General features: G+C 45.6%; 19 protein-coding genes, 2 tRNA genes and 1 pseudogene. All 22 read left to right on the top strand.

The window, feature by feature from the left end:
* Positions 1-13 precede the first annotated feature (13 nt).
* Positions 14-867, top strand: a pseudogene (purR, locus tag M1E06_RS21485) (pur operon repressor); the annotation flags it as partial.
* Entirely contained in the window at positions 865-1,242 is a 378-nt protein-coding gene (gene ridA, locus M1E06_RS21480; protein WP_020449807.1) for a 2-iminobutanoate/2-iminopropanoate deaminase, read from the top strand. The pseudogene purR and the gene ridA, both read left to right, overlap by 3 nt.
* Positions 1,243-1,422: 180 nt before the next feature.
* Positions 1,423-1,716, top strand: a complete 294-nt coding sequence (gene spoVG, locus M1E06_RS21475; RefSeq protein WP_003178198.1) for a septation regulator SpoVG — start codon at positions 1,423-1,425, stop codon at positions 1,714-1,716.
* A 301-nt stretch (positions 1,717-2,017) separates the two neighbouring features.
* The gene (gene glmU / locus M1E06_RS21470; protein ID WP_035337507.1) at positions 2,018-3,388 is read left to right on the top strand and encodes a bifunctional UDP-N-acetylglucosamine diphosphorylase/glucosamine-1-phosphate N-acetyltransferase GlmU; all 1,371 of its coding nucleotides are present in this window, start codon (positions 2,018-2,020) and stop codon (positions 3,386-3,388) included.
* A 20-nt stretch (positions 3,389-3,408) separates the two neighbouring features.
* Entirely contained in the window at positions 3,409-4,359 is a 951-nt protein-coding gene (locus M1E06_RS21465; protein WP_020449809.1) for a ribose-phosphate diphosphokinase, read from the top strand.
* Positions 4,360-4,439: 80 nt separating this feature from the next.
* Entirely contained in the window at positions 4,440-5,066 is a 627-nt protein-coding gene (locus M1E06_RS21460) for a 50S ribosomal protein L25/general stress protein Ctc (RefSeq protein WP_020449810.1), read from the top strand.
* Between the two features lie 116 nt (positions 5,067-5,182).
* Positions 5,183-5,749, top strand: coding sequence for an aminoacyl-tRNA hydrolase (pth, locus tag M1E06_RS21455; RefSeq protein WP_025809572.1), 567 nt, complete (start codon positions 5,183-5,185; stop codon positions 5,747-5,749).
* Positions 5,750-5,805: 56 nt separating this feature from the next.
* The gene (locus M1E06_RS21450) at positions 5,806-6,036 is read left to right on the top strand and encodes an anti-sigma-F factor Fin family protein (RefSeq protein ID WP_035337504.1); all 231 of its coding nucleotides are present in this window, start codon (positions 5,806-5,808) and stop codon (positions 6,034-6,036) included.
* 64 nt (positions 6,037-6,100) lie between these two features.
* Positions 6,101-9,634 (top strand): transcription-repair coupling factor, encoded by a 3,534-nt coding sequence (gene mfd, locus M1E06_RS21445; RefSeq protein WP_035337500.1) that lies wholly within the window; start codon positions 6,101-6,103, stop codon positions 9,632-9,634.
* Positions 9,635-9,771: 137 nt separating this feature from the next.
* Positions 9,772-10,308 (top strand): stage V sporulation protein T, encoded by a 537-nt coding sequence (spoVT, locus tag M1E06_RS21440; RefSeq protein WP_020449813.1) that lies wholly within the window; start codon positions 9,772-9,774, stop codon positions 10,306-10,308.
* A gap of 224 nt (positions 10,309-10,532) precedes the next feature.
* Positions 10,533-12,125, top strand: a complete 1,593-nt coding sequence (locus M1E06_RS21435; RefSeq protein WP_020449814.1) for a putative polysaccharide biosynthesis protein — start codon at positions 10,533-10,535, stop codon at positions 12,123-12,125.
* The gene (gene yabN, locus M1E06_RS21430; protein ID WP_023855978.1) at positions 12,115-13,584 is read left to right on the top strand and encodes a bifunctional methyltransferase/pyrophosphohydrolase YabN; all 1,470 of its coding nucleotides are present in this window, start codon (positions 12,115-12,117) and stop codon (positions 13,582-13,584) included. Before M1E06_RS21435 ends, yabN begins: the two co-directional genes overlap by 11 nt.
* Positions 13,585-13,590: 6 nt before the next feature.
* Positions 13,591-13,854, top strand: a complete 264-nt coding sequence (locus M1E06_RS21425) for an RNA-binding S4 domain-containing protein (protein ID WP_003178218.1) — start codon at positions 13,591-13,593, stop codon at positions 13,852-13,854.
* Between the two features lie 76 nt (positions 13,855-13,930).
* Positions 13,931-14,239 carry a sporulation protein YabP gene (gene yabP, locus M1E06_RS21420; protein WP_011197470.1) on the top strand — a complete coding sequence of 103 codons (309 nt, stop codon included), beginning with the start codon at positions 13,931-13,933 and terminating at the stop codon, positions 14,237-14,239.
* Positions 14,236-14,862: a spore cortex biosynthesis protein YabQ gene (gene yabQ / locus M1E06_RS21415; protein WP_020449817.1), complete on the top strand. Its 627-nt coding sequence runs from the start codon at positions 14,236-14,238 to the stop codon at positions 14,860-14,862. The genes yabP and yabQ overlap by 4 nt, the downstream gene beginning before the upstream one ends.
* A gap of 16 nt (positions 14,863-14,878) precedes the next feature.
* Positions 14,879-15,256, top strand: coding sequence for an FtsB family cell division protein (locus M1E06_RS21410; RefSeq protein WP_020449818.1), 378 nt, complete (start codon positions 14,879-14,881; stop codon positions 15,254-15,256).
* 79 nt (positions 15,257-15,335) lie between these two features.
* Positions 15,336-15,734 (top strand): S1 domain-containing RNA-binding protein, encoded by a 399-nt coding sequence (locus tag M1E06_RS21405; RefSeq protein WP_003178226.1) that lies wholly within the window; start codon positions 15,336-15,338, stop codon positions 15,732-15,734.
* Positions 15,735-15,884: 150 nt separating this feature from the next.
* Positions 15,885-15,958 (top strand) — tRNA-Met (locus M1E06_RS21400).
* A gap of 10 nt (positions 15,959-15,968) precedes the next feature.
* A tRNA-Glu gene (locus tag M1E06_RS21395) sits at positions 15,969-16,040 on the top strand.
* Between the two features lie 210 nt (positions 16,041-16,250).
* Complete coding sequence (gene spoIIE, locus M1E06_RS21390; RefSeq protein ID WP_035337497.1) at positions 16,251-18,740, top strand: stage II sporulation protein E; 2,490 nt, start codon at positions 16,251-16,253, stop codon at positions 18,738-18,740.
* A 76-nt stretch (positions 18,741-18,816) separates the two neighbouring features.
* On the top strand, positions 18,817-19,554 hold the full coding sequence (locus M1E06_RS21385) for a vWA domain-containing protein (protein WP_023855976.1): 738 nt from the start codon (positions 18,817-18,819) through the stop codon (positions 19,552-19,554).
* Positions 19,523-20,557: a protein kinase domain-containing protein gene (locus M1E06_RS21380; protein ID WP_035337495.1), complete on the top strand. Its 1,035-nt coding sequence runs from the start codon at positions 19,523-19,525 to the stop codon at positions 20,555-20,557. The genes M1E06_RS21385 and M1E06_RS21380 overlap by 32 nt, the downstream gene beginning before the upstream one ends.
* The last annotated feature ends 83 nt before the right edge of the window (positions 20,558-20,640 follow it).

Below are 20,640 nucleotides of genomic sequence, written 5' to 3'. Positions count from 1 at the left end.
TGGAGGTAAGTGCATGAAGTTTCGTCGAAGCGGCAGATTGGTGGATCTGACAAATTATTTGTTGACCCATCCGCATGTCTTAGTGCCATTAACCTTCTTTTCAGAACGGTATCAATCTGCTAAATCATCCATTAGTGAAGATTTAACCATTATTAAGCAGACCTTCGAGCAGCAGGGGATCGGGACGCTTCAGACCGTGCCGGGAGCAGCAGGCGGCGTTAAATACATTCCAAAGGTAAAACGCGATGAAGCGGAGGAATTTGTAAAGTCGCTCGGTGAGTCATTGATCGATTCGGAACGGATATTGCCCGGCGGATATTTGTATTTAACCGATATCCTTGGCAAGCCCTCTGTATTAACGAAGGCCGGCAAGATTTTTGCTTCAGCTTTTTCAGACAGGGAGATCGATGTCGTGATGACGGTGGCGACAAAAGGAATTCCTCTGGCATATGCGGTAGCCAGCTACCTTGATGTGCCGACAGTGGTCGTCAGAAAAGACAATAAGGTAACTGAAGGTTCAACGGTCAGCATTAACTATGTGTCTGGATCTTCCAACCGCATTCAGACGATGTCTCTTGCAAAACGCAACTTGCAGACGGGCTCGCGCGTTTTGATTATAGACGACTTTATGAAAGCGGGAGGAACGATCAACGGTATGATCAATCTTCTCGAGGAATTCAATGCCCATGTAGCAGGCATCGGTGTTCTTGTGGAGGCTCAGGGAGTCAAGGAGCGGCTGGTCGATGAGTACATGTCCCTTTTGACTCTTTCTGAAATTGATATGAAGGAAAAAAAGGTGGAAATCCAAAACGGAAACTTTCAGCGTTTTTTTGCAGACAATGAATAGGAAATGGGGAGTTTGAGATGACAAAGGTTGTTCAGACAAAAGAAGCACCGGCGGCGATCGGACCGTATTCACAAGGAATTGTTGTCAATAATATGTTTTACAGTTCAGGGCAAATTCCACTGACCCCGTCGGGTGAAATGGTGACTGGAGACATCACAGAACAGACGCATCAAGTTTTCCGCAATTTAAAAGCCGTGCTGAAAGAAGCGAACGCCTCTCTGGAGACTGTCGTCAAAGCAACTGTGTTTTTGGCGGATATGAATCAGTTCGCAGAGGTGAATGAAGTTTACGGACAGTACTTCGATACCCACAAACCGGCGAGATCATGTGTTGAGGTGGCAAGGCTGCCGAAAGACGCGCTCGTTGAAATAGAAGTCGTCGCATTAGTAAAATAGAAAAAACTCCGAAAAGATGGTTTTGGTCTCCAAAATCATCTTTTTTGTTTGGAAAATTTGTCAATTCAGTGTTTTTTTATCCCAATATTACAAAAATATTTTTAATTATGCAGGAAAACAAAAAAAACCGTTGAATAGTTACACTAATGTTTTTATATTGGGAAAAGGTGGTGAACTACTGTGGAAGTTACCGACGTAAGATTACGCCGCGTGAATACCGATGGTCGCATGAGAGCGATTGCATCCATCACGCTGGATCACGAATTTGTAGTGCATGATATTCGTGTAATTGATGGAAACAATGGTCTTTTCGTTGCGATGCCAAGTAAGCGTACACCTGATGGAGAATTTCGTGATATCGCTCATCCAATCAACTCAAGCACCCGCGGAAAAATTCAGGACGCGGTGTTAAATGAATATCATCGTTTGGGTGACGTTGAGGAAATAGAATATGAAGAAGCTGGAGCTTCTTAAAAAAAGAAGGGCTTATGGATAAGCCCTTTTTGTTTTGAAAAAAAATAATCTTATCATAATAAAATGACAATATATGGTTTGTGATTGCGTATAACAGAAACAGGAGGTAAAACATATGGCGGTTTGAGAATCCCATCCCGAAGGAATCAATTTGTCTCCCTGATCAGTGAATCCTAAATATACTCTGAATATCCAAAATATGCTGTCTTGATTTTCTGATTTCTCATTTTGGCTTGCTTGAAATCAACTCATATTTAGGATATATTTTTCTATGGATAATAGGGATAATGGAGGCCAATACATGGATAAGCGGTTTGCAGTTGTGTTAGCAGCTGGTCAAGGAACAAGAATGAAATCAAAGCTTTATAAAGTTCTTCATCCGGTTTGCGGAAAACCTATGGTCGAGCATGTTGTCGACGAAGCTCGCAAGCTATCATTAGAAAAACTTGTCACAATAGTTGGACATGGAGCCGAAGATGTCAAAAAACAGCTCGGGGAAAAAAGCGAATATGCCCTGCAGGCTGAACAGCTCGGAACAGCCCATGCCGTTAAGCAGGCCAAGTCGATTCTTGGAAGCGAAAAAGGAACGACTATCGTCATTTGCGGAGATACACCGCTTTTAACTGCCGAAACGATGGAAGCCATGCTCAATGAGCACCAGAAAAAAGCAGCAAAAGTGACGATTTTAACCGCTGTAGCGGAGGATCCGACAGGCTACGGACGCATTATTCGCAATGAAAACGGCGATGTTGCAAAAATTGTCGAACATAAAGATGCAACAGACGAGGAAAGACTTGTCAAAGAAATTAACACAGGAACTTATTGTTTTGACAACGAAGCTCTTTTTCAAACGATCGAGCAGGTTTCCAATGACAACGTACAAGGGGAATATTATCTTCCGGATGTCATTGAGATCTTGAAAAATCAAGGTGAAACTGTAGCCGCTTATCAGACTGGCAACTTCCAGGAAACGCTCGGAGTCAATGACAGAGTCGCCCTTTCACAAGCGGAAATTTATATGAAGCAGCGGATCAATAAACGCCACATGCGAAACGGCGTAAGCTTAATCGACCCCGACAACACATATATTTCACCGGAAGCCGTCATCGGCAGAGATACCGTGATTTATCCCGGCACCGTTATTAAAGGGCGGGTTGTCATCGGTGAGGACGCGGTCATCGGACAGAACAGCGAACTCGAAAACAGTACGATCGGCAGCAGAACGGTTATTAAGCAGTCCGTTGTCGTGAACAGTGAAGTCGGTGACGATGTTACAATTGGACCGTTTGCTCATATCAGACCCGATTCAAAGATCGGCAATGAGGTAAGGATCGGGAATTTCGTCGAAGTGAAAAAATCGGAATTTGGTGATCGCAGCAAAGCATCTCATTTAAGCTACATAGGGGACGCGGAAATCGGAACGGATGTCAATCTCGGCTGCGGGTCGATTACCGTAAATTATGATGGGAAACATAAGTTCAAAACGAAGATTGAAAATGGGGCATTTATCGGCTGTAACTCCAATTTGGTCGCTCCGGTGACAATCGGCGAAGGCGCATACGTAGCTGCGGGTTCAACGATTACCGACGATGTACCAGGCAGGGCTTTGTCTATTGCCAGAGCAAGACAAGTCAACAAAGAAGACTACGCTGAGAACATACACAAAAAATAATCCTAAATCGGAGGTTTACCATGTCTAAATATGAAGACGACAATTTGAAGATTTTTTCTTTAAACTCAAATCCGGGTCTTGCGAAGGAAATCGCAGATATCGTCGGAGTTGAGCTGGGGAAGAGTTCTGTTAAACGCTTTAGCGACGGTGAGGTTCAAATTAATATTGAAGAAAGCATCCGCGGCTGCGACTGCTATGTCATCCAATCGACAAGCGCACCGGTGAACGAGCATATTATGGAGCTTTTGATTATGGTAGATGCGCTGAAACGCGCATCGGCGAAAACGATTAATATCGTGATGCCTTACTACGGCTATGCCCGTCAGGACCGTAAAGCCCGTTCCCGTGAGCCGATCACAGCCAAACTGGTGGCAAACCTGCTGGAAACCGCCGGAGCTACCCGTGTGATTGCACTTGATCTTCACGCGCCGCAAATCCAAGGTTTCTTTGATATACCGATCGATCATTTAATGGGTGTTCCGATTTTAGGTAATTATTTTGAAGAGAAAAATTTCAAGGATGTCGTGATCGTGTCCCCTGACCACGGCGGTGTGACGCGTGCCCGCAAATTGGCGGACCGCTTGAAAGCGCCGATTGCGATTATCGATAAACGCCGACCTAAGCCGAATGTAGCCGAGGTTATGAATATCATCGGACATATTGAAGGGAAAACAGCCATTTTAATTGATGATATTATTGATACGGCAGGAACGATTACGCTTGCGGCTAATGCGCTCGTCGAAAGCGGCGCAGAGGAAGTGTATGCATGCTGTACACATCCGGTTCTTTCCGGTCCGGCGATCGAAAGAATCGACAATTCGAAAATTAAAGAGCTTGTTGTGACCAACAGCATTGAGCTTCCTGAAGAAAAGAAAATCGCGAAGTTCAAGCAGCTTTCTGTTGCACCGCTTCTGGCAGAAGCGATTATTCGTGTGCATGAAAAACAATCTGTCAGCTTCCTGTTCGATTAATTTGCTGATTCTGGTTTAAAGTTTTGTCGTTATGGGTATGGTTTTAGAAAGACCAATCTAACGATAGGATGGTGCTGAACATGGCAATTTTAAAAGCGGAAGAAAGAACGGATTCCAGACGGTCTTCTTTAAGAAAGATCCGGCAATCCGGGTATGTGCCGGGTGTCATTTACGGAAGAAACCTGGAAAACAAATCCGTTGCGTTAGACAGTATTGAGCTTTTAAAAATTTTGCGAGCTGAGGGCAAAAATACGATTATCAACTTGGATATAAACGGAGACCAGCACTCTGTTATGGTGACTGAGCTGCAGACGGATCCATTAAAAGATTCAATTGTACATGCCGATTTTAAAGTGGTTGATATGGAAGCGGAAATGGAGGCGACGGTTCCTGTAAACCTTACGGGTGAAGCAGAGGGGATTAAACAGGGCGGTGTTCTTCAGCAGCCGCTTTACGAGCTGTCTGTCACAGCGAAGCCGAAGAACATTCCGCAAACGATCGAGGTCGATATTTCCAGTCTCGAAGTCAACGATGTTCTAACCGTCGGCGATATTCCGTCTAAAGGCGATTATTCATACAACCATGAGCCTGATGAAGTTGTTGCATCCATTCTTCCTCCTCAAAAGCAGGAAGAAACGGAAGCCGAATCAGCCGCTCAAGACGTTGAGGAACCAGAAAAAGGCACTGAAGAGGAAAAAGAAGAATAAGTACGTAAGACGTAATCCTCCCGCGGTTACGTCTTTTGTGCTAGAATGAGGGGAAATTAGGATGCTCCCCCTCAGTATGCTGAGGCAGGGTTTTGCTTAAGGGAGGATATAGAATAATGCTTGTGTTTGCAGGATTGGGCAATCCGGGTAAAACATATGAAAATACGAGACATAATGTAGGATTTATGACGATCGACGAGCTTTCAAAAGAGTGGAACATTCCGCTTGATAAAACAAAGTTCAACGGTCAATACGGAATCGGATTTGTTTCCGGCAAAAAGGTTCTACTTGTTAAGCCGCTTACATATATGAATTTATCGGGAGAATGTTTGAGGCCGCTTTTGGACTATTATGAGATCCCTGTTGACAATTTGAAAGTGATTTACGATGACTTGGATCTTCCGACCGGAAGAATCCGTCTGAGGACGAAAGGAAGCGCAGGAGGCCATAACGGCATCAAATCGATGATTCAGCATCTGGGAACAACTGAGTTTAACCGGATCAGAATCGGAATCGGCCGTCCGGTCAACGGCATGAAAATCGTCGATTATGTCCTTGGCGCTTTTACAGATGAAGAAGAGCCGGCGATACAAGAGGCCGTCAGACAATCGGCCAAGGCCTGTGAAGCTTCTCTGGAAAAACCTTTTTTAGAAGTCATGAATGAATTTAATGCCAAGGTATAAGGCAGAAGGGAACGGAACATACTAGTTTTAAAAAGACTCGGTATGGAGGTTCCATTATGGCTTTACATTATTATTGCCGGCATTGCGGCATTAAAGTCGGAAGTCTTGATCATTCTTATGTAAACAGTGAACAGTTAGGCTTTAACCACTTAACAAACGATGAAAGAAACGATATGATTTCTTATATGGATAATGGGGATTTACACGTGAAGACGATATGTGAAGATTGTCAAGAAGCGCTTGAGCGAAACCCGGATTATCACCAATATCATTCGTTTATTCAATAAATAGCTTTGGTGTAGAGACTAGACCAAAGCATTTTTCTATTTGAGGAAGAGAGGAGGGGCTCATTTGAACAATATTCAATCCTATATCACAATAAGCGATGATTTTAAATCCATCGTCAACGGCTTGAACGAAGGGCTGAAGGAACAGCTGCTTGCGGGGCTCTCCGGATCTGCCCGGTCGTTATTTACAGCCGCTCTTACAAAAGAAACAAGACGGCCGGTATTTTTAATTACGCATAACCTTTATCAGGCTCAAAAAATTACAGATGACTTGACAGGGCTGATAAAAGATCAGCCTGTCCTTTTATATCCTGTCAACGAATTGATTTCTTCTGAAATTGCGGTGGCAAGCCCTGAGCTGCGCTCGCAAAGGCTTGATGTCTTAAATCGGCTTGCAAGCGGTGAAACGCCTATCGTTATTGCTCCGGCAGCAGCCGTCAGAAGAATGCTGCCCCCTGTCGAAGTATGGCAAAACAGTCAGATTCGCATTGAGACGGGGCGCGACATCGACCCGGAACAGCTGCTTCAGAAGCTTGTTCAAATGGGGTATGAGCGTACGGATATGGTGGCGGCTCCAGGCGAATTCAGTATTCGCGGGGGGATTATCGATGTCTATTCATTGACCGAAGAAAACCCTGTCCGGATTGAATTGTTTGATACAGAAGTTGACTCGATTCGTATATTCAATACGGATGATCAGCGCTCACTGGAAACGCGCGATGAAGTAACGATCGGCCCTGCGAAGGAACTGATCGTGCGGGATGAAGATCGGCAAAGAGCGCTTGAACAAATCGATAAAGGTCTTGCCAACAGTCTTAAAAAGCTGAAGCTTGATAAACAAAAGGAAATTCTCGATCAAAATATCGCGGAAGATAAAGAGCGGCTCAATGAAGGTCATATCGGCCAGGAAATGGTTAAATACCTTTCTTATTTCTATGAGAGGCCTGCTAGTTTACTAGATTATTTCCCGAAAAATACTTTGCTGATACTAGATGAGATCAGCCGTATTCATGAAATGGAAGACCAGCTTCAAAAGGAAGAGGCAGAATGGATTACGAGCCTGCTGGAAGAAGGGAAAATCCTTCATGATACAGCAATGTCATTTCCTTTTCACAGCCTCATTTCAAAACAGTCCCGCCCGATTTTGTATTACTCGCTGTTTTTAAGGCATGTGCAGCACACCAGTCCGCAAAACATCGTCAATGTTTCAAGCAAGCAAATGCAGAGCTTTCACGGACAAATGAATGTGCTCAAAAATGAGATTGAACGGTTTAAGAAATCGAAATATACAACGGTTTTTCTAGGGGACAGCAAAGAACGCGTCGAAAAACTTGCGTCTGTATTGTCCGATTATGAGATCGAAGCCGCCCAGGCCGACCAGGATGCAGCGCTTGCCCAAGGCCAGATTTACATTATGGAAGGCGGTCTTCAATCCGGCTTTGAACTTCCGATGATCAAGCTGGCCGTCATTACCGAAGAAGAACTGTTTAAAAAGCGTGTCAAAAAGCAGGCGCGCAAACAAAAACTGACCAATGCCGAACGGATCAAAAGCTACTCGGAGCTTCAGATCGGCGATTATGTCGTCCATGTGAACCACGGTATCGGAAAGTATTTAGGGATTGAAACGCTGGAGATCAACGGCATTCATAAGGATTACCTGAATATTCACTACCAGGGAAGCGACAAGCTTTACGTACCAGTTGACCAAATTGATCAGGTGCAAAAATACGTCGGTTCCGAAGGCAAAGAGCCGAAGCTTTATAAACTCGGGGGAAGCGAATGGAAACGGGTTAAGAAAAAGGTTGAAAGCTCTGTCCAGGATATCGCCGATGACTTGATCAAGCTTTATGCCGAAAGGGAAGCAAGCAAAGGTTACGCGTTTTCTCCCGACCATGAAATGCAGCGTGAGTTTGAAGCCGCATTTCCTTATCAGGAGACAGAGGACCAGCTGAGATCGATCCATGAGATTAAAAGAGACATGGAAAAAGAAAGACCGATGGATCGGCTCCTTTGCGGCGATGTGGGCTACGGCAAAACGGAAGTGGCGATCCGCGCCGCCTTTAAAGCGATTGCAGACGGAAAACAGGTCGCGATCCTCGTGCCGACTACGATCCTCGCACAGCAGCACTATGAAACGATATTGGAACGTTTCCAGGACTACCCGATTAATATCGGTTTGCTCAGCCGGTTCCGGACGAGAAAAGAAGCAAATGAAACGATCAAGGGCTTAAAAAACGGAACGATTGACATCGTAATCGGCACTCACAGGCTGTTGTCCAAGGATGTCGTGTACAAAGATCTTGGACTGCTTATCATCGATGAAGAACAAAGGTTTGGTGTCACGCATAAGGAAAAAATTAAACGCATTAAAGCGAATGTCGACGTTTTGACGTTAACGGCAACTCCGATACCTCGAACCCTTCATATGTCCATGCTCGGTGTCAGAGATTTGTCAGTCATTGAAACGCCTCCGGAAAACCGCTTCCCTGTACAGACGTACGTTGTCGAATACAACGGGGCACTGGTCAGAGAAGCGATAGAACGCGAGCTGGCCAGGGGCGGTCAGGTTTACTTCTTGTACAACCGGGTGGAGGATATTGAAAGAAAAGCGGAAGAAATCTCGATGCTTGTGCCTGATGCCAAGGTGACGTATGCCCATGGGAAGATGACAGAAAACGAACTCGAATCGGTCATGCTGAATTTCTTAGAGGGAGAATCGGATGTGCTCGTCAGCACAACGATTATTGAAACGGGCGTTGATATTCCAAACGTCAATACCCTAATTGTATTTGACGCAGATAAGATGGGGCTTTCCCAGCTGTACCAGCTGAGGGGCCGTGTCGGGCGCTCAAACCGTGTAGCTTACGCTTACTTTACGTACCGGAAGGACAAAGTCCTTACGGAAGTGGCCGAAAAAAGGCTTCAGGCGATTAAAGAATTTACAGAACTCGGGTCAGGATTTAAAATCGCGATGCGCGATTTGACGATCCGCGGCGCCGGAAACCTTTTAGGTGCGCAGCAGCACGGGTTCATTGATTCTGTCGGTTTTGATTTATATTCGCAAATGCTCAAGGAAGCAATAGAAGCTCGCAAGGGAGATGTACCGCAAGCTGAAAAATTTGAACCGGAAATCGATTTGGAGCTTGACGCATATATTCCGCAGACTTATGTGACAGACGGCAAGCAAAAAATAGATATGTATAAACGGTTCAGAGCGATTTCAACCATTGAAGAAAAGAGCGAGCTTCAAGACGAGATGATCGACCGCTTCGGCGAGTACCCGAAAGAAGTCGAATATCTATTCGCCATCGCAGAGGCGAAGGTATATGCCATCACCGAACGCGTCGAGCTGATCAAGCAGGATAAAGACGCCGTCAGACTGACGATTGACGAAAAAGCTAGTGCCGAAATAGACGGCCAAAAACTGTTTGAACTCGGCAGTAAGTACGGCAGACAGATCGGCCTCGGGATGGAAGGAAAGAAATTGAAAATTTCGATTCAAGTGAAAAACCGAAATCCGGAAGAGTGGCTGGAAACGCTTCTCGAAATATTGAAAGGCCTTCAAAACGTTAAAAAGCAAACGATCGCTTCATCATAAAAATTTGTTGTTTCTCGCGTATATTACATTTGATGTGAAGGATACTAAAACCAATCAAGAGTGGAGAGTGTTACATAAGTACACAGCTCTGTTTATATCCACCAGATATATCATCAAATGAAAGAGAGGCAGCAGAGATGAAAGCAACTGGTATCGTACGTCGAATTGATGATTTAGGCCGGGTCGTGATCCCGAAGGAAATCCGCAGAACTTTGCGCATTCGTGAAGGAGACCCTTTGGAAATATTTGTGGACCGGGATGGGGAGGTTATTTTAAAAAAATATTCTCCGATCAGCGAGCTCGGCGACTTTGCAAAGGAGTATGCTGATGCGCTTTATGACAGCATGGGCCATTCCGTGCTGATTTGCGACCGGGATGTGTATATCGCAGTATCCGGGGGGTCTAAAAAAGACTATTTAAACAAATCGATCAGCGACATGGTCGAAAAGGCGATGGATCAGCGAAATTCTGTTTTGGAAGGAGACGCCAAGACAATTCAGCTTATTGATGGTATTGACGAAGAGGTTGCTTCTTATACCGTCGGTCCGATTGTTGCAAACGGCGATCCGATCGGAGCGGTTGTCATTTTTTCGAAAGACCAGTCAATCGGCGAAGTGGAACATAAAGCGGTTGAAACCGCCGCTGGTTTTTTGGCCCGTCAAATGGAACAATAGGTCTCATTCCTTTTATTTTGACATTCCTGCTCGAACGAGCTGGAATGCCGAAAGCGTTTTTCTCAGCTTGAATCAGCATCAGCAGTTGGAACAGCACCTTTTGGGCTGTTCTTTTTTAGTTCACAGTTGCAGGCGGGGTATGAGTCTTGAATATGGTATAATAAGCACGTTTCGTGCGCTTTTTAGAAAGCTGAGAGAAAGCGCATTGGAAGGAGCTTAAAGGAATGGGGTTTTTAAAAGGCCAAAGACAATGGATTTGGCAAGGCGCCTTTGTTTTATCATTGGCGGGGATATTATCAAAGATATTAAGCGCTGTATATAGAGTGCCTTTTCAAAATATAGTTGGAGATGTCGGTTTTTATATTTTTCAGCAGGTGTATCCGATGATCGGAATATCTGTGATGCTTGCCACCTCCGGGTTCCCGGTCATCATTTCAAAGTTGTTGAATGATTACGGGACGGCAAACCGGGCAAAAATTCTCCGGGTGTCTATGTTTTTTTTGTCGGTCGTGGGCCTTGGCTTTTTTCTTCTCTTGTTTGCCGGAGCCGAAGCCATCGCAGGGTTTATGGGTGATCCCGCCCTTGCCGGGGTGATCCGCGCCGTGTCGTTTTCTTATTTGCTGCTGCCGCTCGTGTCTTTGCTTAGAGGCTATTTTCAAGGAGGCGAACGGATGCTTCCGACGGCACTTTCTCAAATTGGAGAGCAGACACTCCGGGTCGGGGCGATCCTCATTTTGACGTGGTGGCTCGTCAAAAACGGCTTTTCCTTATATGACGCCGGGGCAGGGGCTGCCTTTGGCTCCCTTGTCGGCGGCCTTGCGGCGTTTTTCATTCTCGCCGTGTTTTGGGCCAAGCGTGAAAAGCAACCCGCTGCCGCCGGGATAGAGGCCGGTACAGGCGATATTTTGAAACAGCTGTGTCTGCATTCGGTTACGATTTGCACGGCCGGCCTCATGCTGATTCTCATCCAGCTCGTCGACGCATTGAACTTGTATTCATTGCTGGCCGGACAAGGAATGGACGAACTTCAGGCGAAACATACAAAAGGGGTGTATGACAGAGGACAGCCGCTTTTGCAGCTTGGAACCGTTTTTGCTGCGAGCATTGCGACAGCTCTTGTCCCGTCCCTTACAAAAGCGAAGAAAAATGGAGAAACGGCGGTTCTGGAGGAAAAGATCCGTTATTCGCTAAAAATGAGCTTCGTCATCGGCATTGGAGCAGCCGCCGGTCTGATATGCATTTTGGAGCCGGTGAATGTCATGCTGTTTAAGAACAGCGATGGAACGGCTGCGCTGCAGATTTTCAGCGTGTCGATTCTGTTTGCATCGTTGGCGATCACGATGACTGCTGTTTTGCAAGGACTCGGCAATACATGTCTTCCAGCTGTTTCCGTCTGCTGCGGCTTTTTTGTGAAAGCCGTATTGAACGAGTTCCTGATCCCCGGTTTCGGCATTTCCGGCGCCGCTTTTGCGACTATGATGTCATTCGCTGCTGTCGCTGGACTCAATTTTTTTCAGCTGAAAAGGAAAGGCTGGATCAAGTTGCCGGAATACAGGATAGCGGGAGTTTTGCTGTCGGCTGTGATCATGTCGGCCGCTCTGGCGGTGTGGCTTTTTGCTTTTGAAGCGGCCATACCTCATGAAAACAGATGGATCGCGGCGGCGGAAAGTCTTAGCGCCGTATTCGTCGGCGGCATTGTCTTTTTGTCCGGTATCTTCACATTACGCGTGTTTTCAGAAAAAGAACTTGAGCTTGTACCTTTTGGCAGCAAGCTCCTGACAATAAAACGAGAAAGGGGCGGCAGACATGGCCGGTAAAATCACGGTAGTCGGCCTGGGGGCAGGCGATATGAATCAATTAACCCTCGGTGTATATAAACGGCTCACACAAGCGGAGGTTCTTTATGTCAGGACGAAAGACCATCCGTTAATAGAAGACCTGAAAAAAGAAATAGCTGAGATTCATTTTTTTGATGAGGTCTATGAAAAGCATGATCAATTCGAAGATGTTTACGAGGAGATCGTAGAGCGGCTGTTTGAGGAGGCGAAGCAGCGCGATGTGCTCTATGCCGTTCCGGGCCATCCGTTCGTCGCTGAAAAAACGGTTCAGCTTTTGCTTGAGAGGCGGGGCGCTCATCAGGCCGATGTCGTTGTCGAGGGAGGCCACAGCTTTATTGATGCGACATTAAATGCTTTGCAGATCGATCCGATTGACGGGTTTCAGTTTGTCGACGCCGTCCGGTTTTCCGCTGACGAAGTCGAGCTCCGTCATCATTTGATTATTTGCCAGGTATATGATCAAATGACGGCATCAGAGGTCAAACTGACGTTGATGGAAAAGCTCCCTGATGACTATGAAGTCGTCATTGTCACAGCGGCCGGAAGCAGTATGCAAGACATTCGGACAGTGCCTCTTTACGAATTGGACAGAAGTGTCGGTATCAATAATTTAACGAGCGTCTACGTTCCGCCGGTCAAAGACGAGGAGGTTCTGTACCAGGAATTTTCGATGTTCCGCAGCGTCATCAGGAAGCTGCGCGGACCGGACGGCTGCCCGTGGGATCGGAAACAAACCCATGAATCGCTCAAAAAATTCTTAATTGAAGAATGCTATGAGGTGCTCGAGGCGATTGATGAAGAAGATCCCGACCACCTTGTTGAGGAGCTCGGCGATGTGATGCTCCAAGTTCTGCTGCATGCGCAGATCGGCGAGGATGACGGTCTTTTTACAATTGACGATGTGATTCGCGGCATTACGGCAAAAATGATCAGAAGGCATCCGCATGTCTTCGGAGAAGTATCTGTTCGTGATGAGGCCGACGTCATGGTAAACTGGGAAGAGATCAAGAAACAGGAGAAACAAGCGGACGATCCATCCCTTCTCGACGACATTCCAAAGCCGCTGCCTGCTTTGTCAAAAGCGAACAAGCTTCAGAAAAAGGCGGCAAAGACCGGATTCGACTGGTCGAATGTCCAGGATATTTGGGATAAAGTTCACGAGGAAATGAAAGAATTTTCTTCAGAAATTTCCGAAGCCGAACAGTCCAGCAAAAAAATGAAAGAAGAGTTCGGCGACCTTTTATTCGCTCTCGTCAACATCGGCCGGTTTTATAAAATTGAACCGGAAGAAGCCCTGGCGATGACAAATGCCAAGTTTTACAGAAGGTTCACGCATATTGAACAATCTGCAAAGCGCATGGGCAAGGATCTGGAAAGTATGACGCTTGAAGAAATGGACGAATTGTGGAATGAAGCGAAAGACATTGAAAGGAGCTGACAAGTGATGAGACTCGACAAATTTCTCAAAGTATCAAGGCTGATTAAAAGACGGACGCTTGCAAAAGAAGTGGCTGACCAGGGAAGAATTTCGATCAATGGCCAGCAGGCGAAAGCAAGCTCTGTTGTCAAAGCGGGAGACGAGCTTGCGGTGCGTTTTGGCCAAAAGCTTGTAACCGTCAAAGTCAATGAATTGAAGGATACGACAAAAAAAGAAGAAGCCGCTGATATGTATACCGTTCTCAAAGAAGAGAAGCTGGGAGGAGAATAGGCTTGTTCTAAAAAAATCCCCCGTCTCATACAATGCAGTATCGAATCTTTAGTATGAGGATATGGGGGATGAATCGATGAATGTATATTATGATCAGCACAACCCTTCCGGCGGGGCATCTGGTCCTGAACATAATGTGACGATGAAGGGCCGCAAGCTGCTGGATATATCCGGTGTCAAACAGGTCGAGAGCTTTGACAATGAGGAATTCTTACTTGAGACGGTCATGGGCATGCTGGCAGTCAGAGGCGAAAACCTGCAGATGAAGAATCTCGATGTGGAAAAAGGCGTTGTCTCCATCAAGGGAAGAGTGCTTGATCTCGTCTATTTGGATGAGCAGCAGGGGGAGAAAGCTAAAGGATTTTTTAGCAAGTTGTTTAAATGACGCTGACCACTCAGTTCTATACGATGCTGGCCATGGCCGGAATGGGGGCATGGCTTGGCGCTTCCCTTGACACCTACACCCGTTTCGTTGTCCGCTCGAAAACAGCAAGGTGGCTGTTGTTTCTCCATGACTTTTTGTTTTGGGTGGTACAAGGTCTCCTTTTTTTCTATGTTTTGCTGAGCGTGAATGAAGGGGAATTCCGAATTTATATCTTTCTGGCGGTCATGCTTGGATTTGCCGCTTATCAAAGCCTTTTTAAGCAGATCTATATCAAGCTTTTGGAATGGATGATTTCCTTTTTCATATTCATCTCCAGGCTGGTCTCAAAGATGATGCAGATGATGGTGTTTCGGCCTGTTGTATGGACGTTTCAAGCTATTTTTGCCATCATTCTCTTTACAATGAGAAATATCTATGTTCTTTTTCGTTTTTTTGCGGTATGTTTATATAAGATATTAAAATTTGCAGGATATCCGATTTATTTTATACTATATCAATGCTGCAGGCTTCTTCCCGCCCCGGTTCGGGGATTGTTGAGACGCTTTTTGCAAAAAGGAGCAGGATTTTTCGAAAAGGGGAAGAAACTATTCATAACAATTAAGGCAAAACTTTTAAAAAAATGAGGGGAGGCCGTCTGGAATGAATGATCCCATGAGACGCAACATATCGCAAATACAGAACGAATACAAAGAGCAGATGGAGCGAAAACAGCAGCAGCTGAAAAGAAAAAGACGCGGTCTATACAGACGGTTGATGGTTTTCGGCGCCGTTGTGCTGCTGTCGGCGATTGTGATTGTCAGTTCTCTTTGGTCGCAGACTTCGGATATCAGCGCGAAGCAAGAGAAGAAAGAAGACCTTTTGAAACAATTGGAACAACTGGAAGCAAAAAAATCGGATTTGAAAGATGAGATTGTGAAATTAAAGGATGAGGACTACGTTGCAGAGCTTGCCAGAAAGGATTATTACCTCTCAAAAGATGGCGAAATCATCTTCAAGTTTGAAGATAAGAGCAAGTAGCCTTGTTGACACTTATTTTTTTCTTTATGTATAATTAAACAAATGATCTTTTTTAAGTCTAAGGAGGAGCACTTTTTTTATGTCGATTGAAGTTGGCAGCAAGTTGCAAGGGAAAGTAACAGGTATTACAAATTTCGGAGCGTTTGTTGAACTGCCTGGAGGATCAACAGGTCTTGTTCATATTAGCGAAGTAGCCGATAACTACGTGAAGGACATTAATGATCATCTGAAGGTTGGTGATCAAGTAGAAGTTAAAGTCATCAATGTTGAGAAAGATGGGAAAATCGGCTTGTCGATCAAAAAGGCTGTAGACCGTCCTCAATCATCAAGACCTGCGAGACCTAAAAATGATTTCCGCTCTAAAGAAACGTTTGAACAGAAAATGAATAAGTTTTTAAAAGACAGTGAAGATCGCTTATCGTCTCTAAAACGCAACACGGAATCAAAACGTGGAGGGCGCGGAGCAAGAAGAGGTTAACTTGCTGCTTTCTATATATACGAAAGGCATTCGTCTTATCCCAACGGATGCCTTTTTATTGTCTTATAAAATTTTTATTAAAATTTCTATTGACGGATAGGACAATCCTTTGTATTATAGAACTTGTGCGTTAAAAGAAATCAACAACATGGCGGTGTAGCTCAGCTGGCTAGAGCGTACGGTTCATACCCGTGAGGTCGGGGGTTCGATCCCCTCCGCCGCTACTTATATGAAGGCCCGTTGGTCAAGTGGTTAAGACACCGCCCTTTCACGGCGGTAACACGGGTTCGAATCCCGTACGGGTCATTCCGGAAACCGGCTTCTTCTGAAGCCGGTTTTTTTGCTGCATAAAAATACGCAAAATAACGGGAATGGACTCGACTTATCAAGAGTGATTGAAGCATGCTACAAAAAGCGTCGAACAGTTCTTTAAATTCATTACCTTCTTTTGACAAAATCCTATTTCATCTTTCGTTATAATGGCAAGCAACGAATAAACGAGTGGGAGATGAGAGCATGGAAAAAGCGGAAAGAAGAGTGAACAGCCCAATAGCTGGACCTGTTGTTCAAAAATTGTATTCATGGATTGGCAGCACGACGAAGCTTGTAATGCAGCATTTATATTCCCTCTTTTTTTATAAAGGGCTGATCTATATGATCATCGGTTTTTTATTGGGACGAGCCTTCATTCTGTCAGAGGTCATTCCCTTTGCTCTTCCATTTTTCGGAGCGATGCTTTTAATTAAAAAAGATAAAGCTTTTCTTGCATGCCTGGCACTTCTTGCCGGGGCTCTGAGCATATCGCCTCAGCATTCGCTGTTCGTGCTTGCGGCTCTGTTTGCATTTGCGATATGTTCCAAAATGACGTCTCTTATTATAAAAGATCGCGTCAGAACGCTGCCTGTCGTCGTCTTTTTAGCGATGGCTGTGACAAGATGCGGATTCGTATATGCCGAATACGGAACGGTTTCGGGTTATCACTATATTATGGCTTTTGTTGAAGCCGGGTTATCGTTTATCCTCACACTGATTTTTTTGCAAAGCCTGCCGATTGTTACATCAAAGCGGGCGAAACAGTCGCTGAAAATTGAAGAGATCATTTGTTTTATGATTTTAATCGCTTCTGTTCTCACAGGTTTGACAGGCGTTTCTTTTCAAGGCATGCAGGCTGAACTGATATTGGCCCGTTATGTCGTGCTCGCTTTCGCGTTCATCGGGGGCGCGAGCATCGGCTGTACAGTCGGGGTTGTGACGGGGCTGATCCTCAGCCTTTCAAATATCGGCAATTTATATCAGATGAGCCTGCTGGCTTTTTCAGGCCTTCTCGGCGGTTTGTTAAAAGAAGGAAAAAAGTTCGGTGCAGCGGTCGGCTTATTGATCGGATCTCTATTGATTTCTCTGTACGGAGAAGGTTCAGCTGAACTTGTGCCGACGCTTTATGAATCACTGATTGCAATCGGCCTGTTTCTTTTAACCCCTCAGTCGATTACGAAAAAAGTGGCTAAGTATATACCGGGAACGACTGAACACGCTCAGGAACAGCAGCAATATGCAAGAAAAATCCGCGATGTCACCGCGCAGAAGGTCGATCAGTTTTCGAGTGTTTTTCACGCATTATCCGAAAGCTTCGCTACCTTTTATCATTCGGTTCCGGATGATGAAGGAAAAGAAAAAGAGATCGATCTGTTTTTGAGCACTGTAACAGAACACTCCTGCCAGTCCTGTTATAAAAAAAACAAGTGCTGGGTTCAGAACTTTGATAAAACATATGACTTGATGAAACGAGTTATGCAGGAAACAGAAGAAAAGCAATATTTTAAAAACCGCAAGCTGAAAAAGGAGTTTCATCAGCACTGCTCCAAATCAAAGCAAGTAGAAGCGCTGATGGAAGACGAGCTGTCTCATTTTAGGGCAAACCAGACATTAAAACAAAAGGTGCATGACAGCAGGCGTCTCGTCGCAGAGCAGCTGCTCGGGGTTTCTCAGGTCATGGCGGACTTTTCTCGGGAAATAAAAAGGGAGAGGGAGCAGCATTTTATTCAAGAAGAACAAATTCGGGATGCGCTGCAGCATTTCGGCATTGAAATTCAACAAGTCGAAATTTACAGCCTAGAGCAGGGAAATATCGATATCGAAATGAGTATCCCGTATTGCAACGGCCACGGGGAGTGTGAAAAAATCATCGCTCCGATGCTGTCCGATATTTTGGAAGAACAAATTATCGTCAAAGCGGAACAGTGCGCCGGCCATCCGAATGGATATTGTCATGTTGCTTTCGGTTCGGCGAAGTCATACAGGGTGGTGACGGGAGCCGCACATGCAGCAAAAGGAGGAGGGCTTGTCTCCGGCGACAGCTACAATATGATGGAGCTCGGCACCGGCAAATATGCGGCCGCCATCAGCGATGGTATGGGAAATGGCGCAAGGGCCCATTTTGAAAGCAATGAGACGATCAAGCTGTTGGAAAAGATTCTTCAGTCGGGCATCGACGAAAAAGTGGCGATTAAAACGATCAACAGCATTCTTTCATTAAGGACGACAGATGAAATATATTCGACATTGGATTTATCGGTCATCGATCTTCAGGATGCGAGCTGCAAGTTTTTGAAAATCGGCTCCACCCCGAGCTTTATTAAAAGAGGCGATCAGATTATCAAAGTGGAGGCCAGCAATCTGCCGATCGGCATCATTACAGAATTCGATGTTGATGTAGTCAGCGAGCAATTAAAAGCGGGAGACCTTTTGATTATGATGAGCGACGGAATCTTTGAAGGGCCTAGACATGTTGAAAATCATGATCTGTGGATGAAGCGTAAATTGAAATCTCTGAAAACCGAGGAGCCGCAGGAAATCGCCGACTTGATCATGGAAGAAGTGATTCGGACAAGGTCGGGTCTGATTGAGGACGATATGACGGTGATTGTTATCAAGCTGGACCATAATACGCCAAAGTGGGCCTCCATTCCGGCGCCGTCTTTTTTCCAAAAGAATCAAGAGATTTCTTAGCCTTCGTATAAATCAAATTTCTTCTGGCGATGATGGAACTAAATCAAGATATCTTTGTCCAGGAGGAATAAAAACGATGAAAAAGGGGCACTTGAATCAAATCCTGCTTTTGACGGACGGCTGTTCAAACCGCGGCGAAGACCCGCAGGCCATGGCCGCCTTTGCGAAGGAGCAGGGAATTACCGTGAATGTGATTGGGATTATGGACGAGCATGAAATGGATCAGGAGGCGATGAAAGAAGTTGAAGGGATCGCCCTCGCAGGCGGGGGAGTTCACCAGGTTGTTTACGCGTCGCAGCTGTCGCAGACCGTTCAAATGGTGACAAAAAAGGCGATGACGCAAACCCTTCAAGGCGTTGTCAATAGTGAGCTCAAACAAATTCTCGGCAAGCATACCGAAATGGATGAACTGCCTCCTGATAAACGCGGTGAAGTTATGGAAGTCGTAGATGAGCTCGGCGAGACCGTACATCTTCATGTATTGGTTCTTGTCGATACAAGCGCGAGCATGAATCCGAAGCTGCCGACTGTTAAAGAAGCATTGATAGACCTTTCCATCAGTCTCAATTCAAGAATCGGCGAAAATGAATTTGCGATGCTTATATTTCCCGGGAAAAAACAAGAGGTCGAGCTTGTGCTTGATTGGACCCCGAAGTTTGAATCTCTTTCTTCAATATTTTCCAAGCTTTCAGCCGGCGGCATTACGCCGACAGGACCCGCAATACGAGAGGCGATTCAGCATTTTAACAAAATCGGCTCAAGAAGGAGAATGTTAGAAGACGATGAAAAACGCTTCGACGAGTTTGGCGGCTAGTCTAAAGCCGGGTGCAGCCGTTGTTGGAAAGTGGAACAATCATTCCTACAAGATCATCAGACAGCTTGGAAAAGGGGCGAATGGCGTTGTGTATCTGGCCGATTCGGGAAAGGGCCGCGTTGCATTAAAAGTGAGCGATGACAGCCTGTCCATTACCTCGGAAGTGAATGTTCTGAAATCTTTCTCAAAGGCCCAGGCAAAAGCAATGGGGCCTTCTTTTTTTGATGTGGATGACATGATGGTTGCGGGTGCGGGCAAAAAACTTTCATTTTATGTCATGGAATATATTGAAGGTCCGCTTCTTTTAAGATATGTAAACGAAAAAGGCGAGGAATGGATACCGGTGCTGATCAGCCAGCTTCTCTCAAGTTTGTCGGCCATTCATCGCGAAGGATGGGTGTTTGGAGATTTAAAGCCCGAGAATTTAATCGTGACGGGCCCGCCGCCGCAAATCCGCTGCATTGATGTGGGCGGGACGACAAAAGAAGGCCGGGCAATCAAGGAATATACAGAGTTTTTTGACAGAGGCTATTGGGAATTTGGAACCCGTAAGGCTGAGCCTTCGTATGATCTGTTTTCAGTCGCCATGATTATGGTGAACTGTGCGGTGAAAAAAGAATTTAAAAAGACAGCAAGACCTCAGGAACAGCTTATGTCAGTCATCGACGGACAGCCGTTTTTAAAGCGGTATAAGCCGGTTCTTGCTTCTGCTTTAAAAGGAAGCTATCGAACAGCTGATGAAATGAAGGGAGACCTCCTGGCAATCGGACGGCCGGCCAGAATGCAAAGCAGCCGCCAGTCGAGAACCGCCCGCTCTTCATCGGCATCCGCCCCGTCTCAAGGCCCGCGGCATAAGCGGGGGACGCCTCAGCAGCAAATGTTAAGAAGCGGGCGCAGAAAGCAAAGAAACAGTTCTAAATCCGGCGGTGTTTTTGAAACGCTGCTGATCGTCGTAAGCGTTCTTGCCCTTTACTTTGCGTATATCGTTCTCTTTTTTATTTAGCTCTGCTTTGCCGGCGGATAGCTCTTCTTTGCAGGGACCGATTGAAAGTGTTAGGATATTTATATCTTTTGAAATACACCCTG

This window comes from Bacillus sp. AK124, from assembly GCF_053903085.1.
Note: the sequence above shows the minus strand (reverse complement) of the source record. Positions and strands in the feature narration are given on the sequence as shown.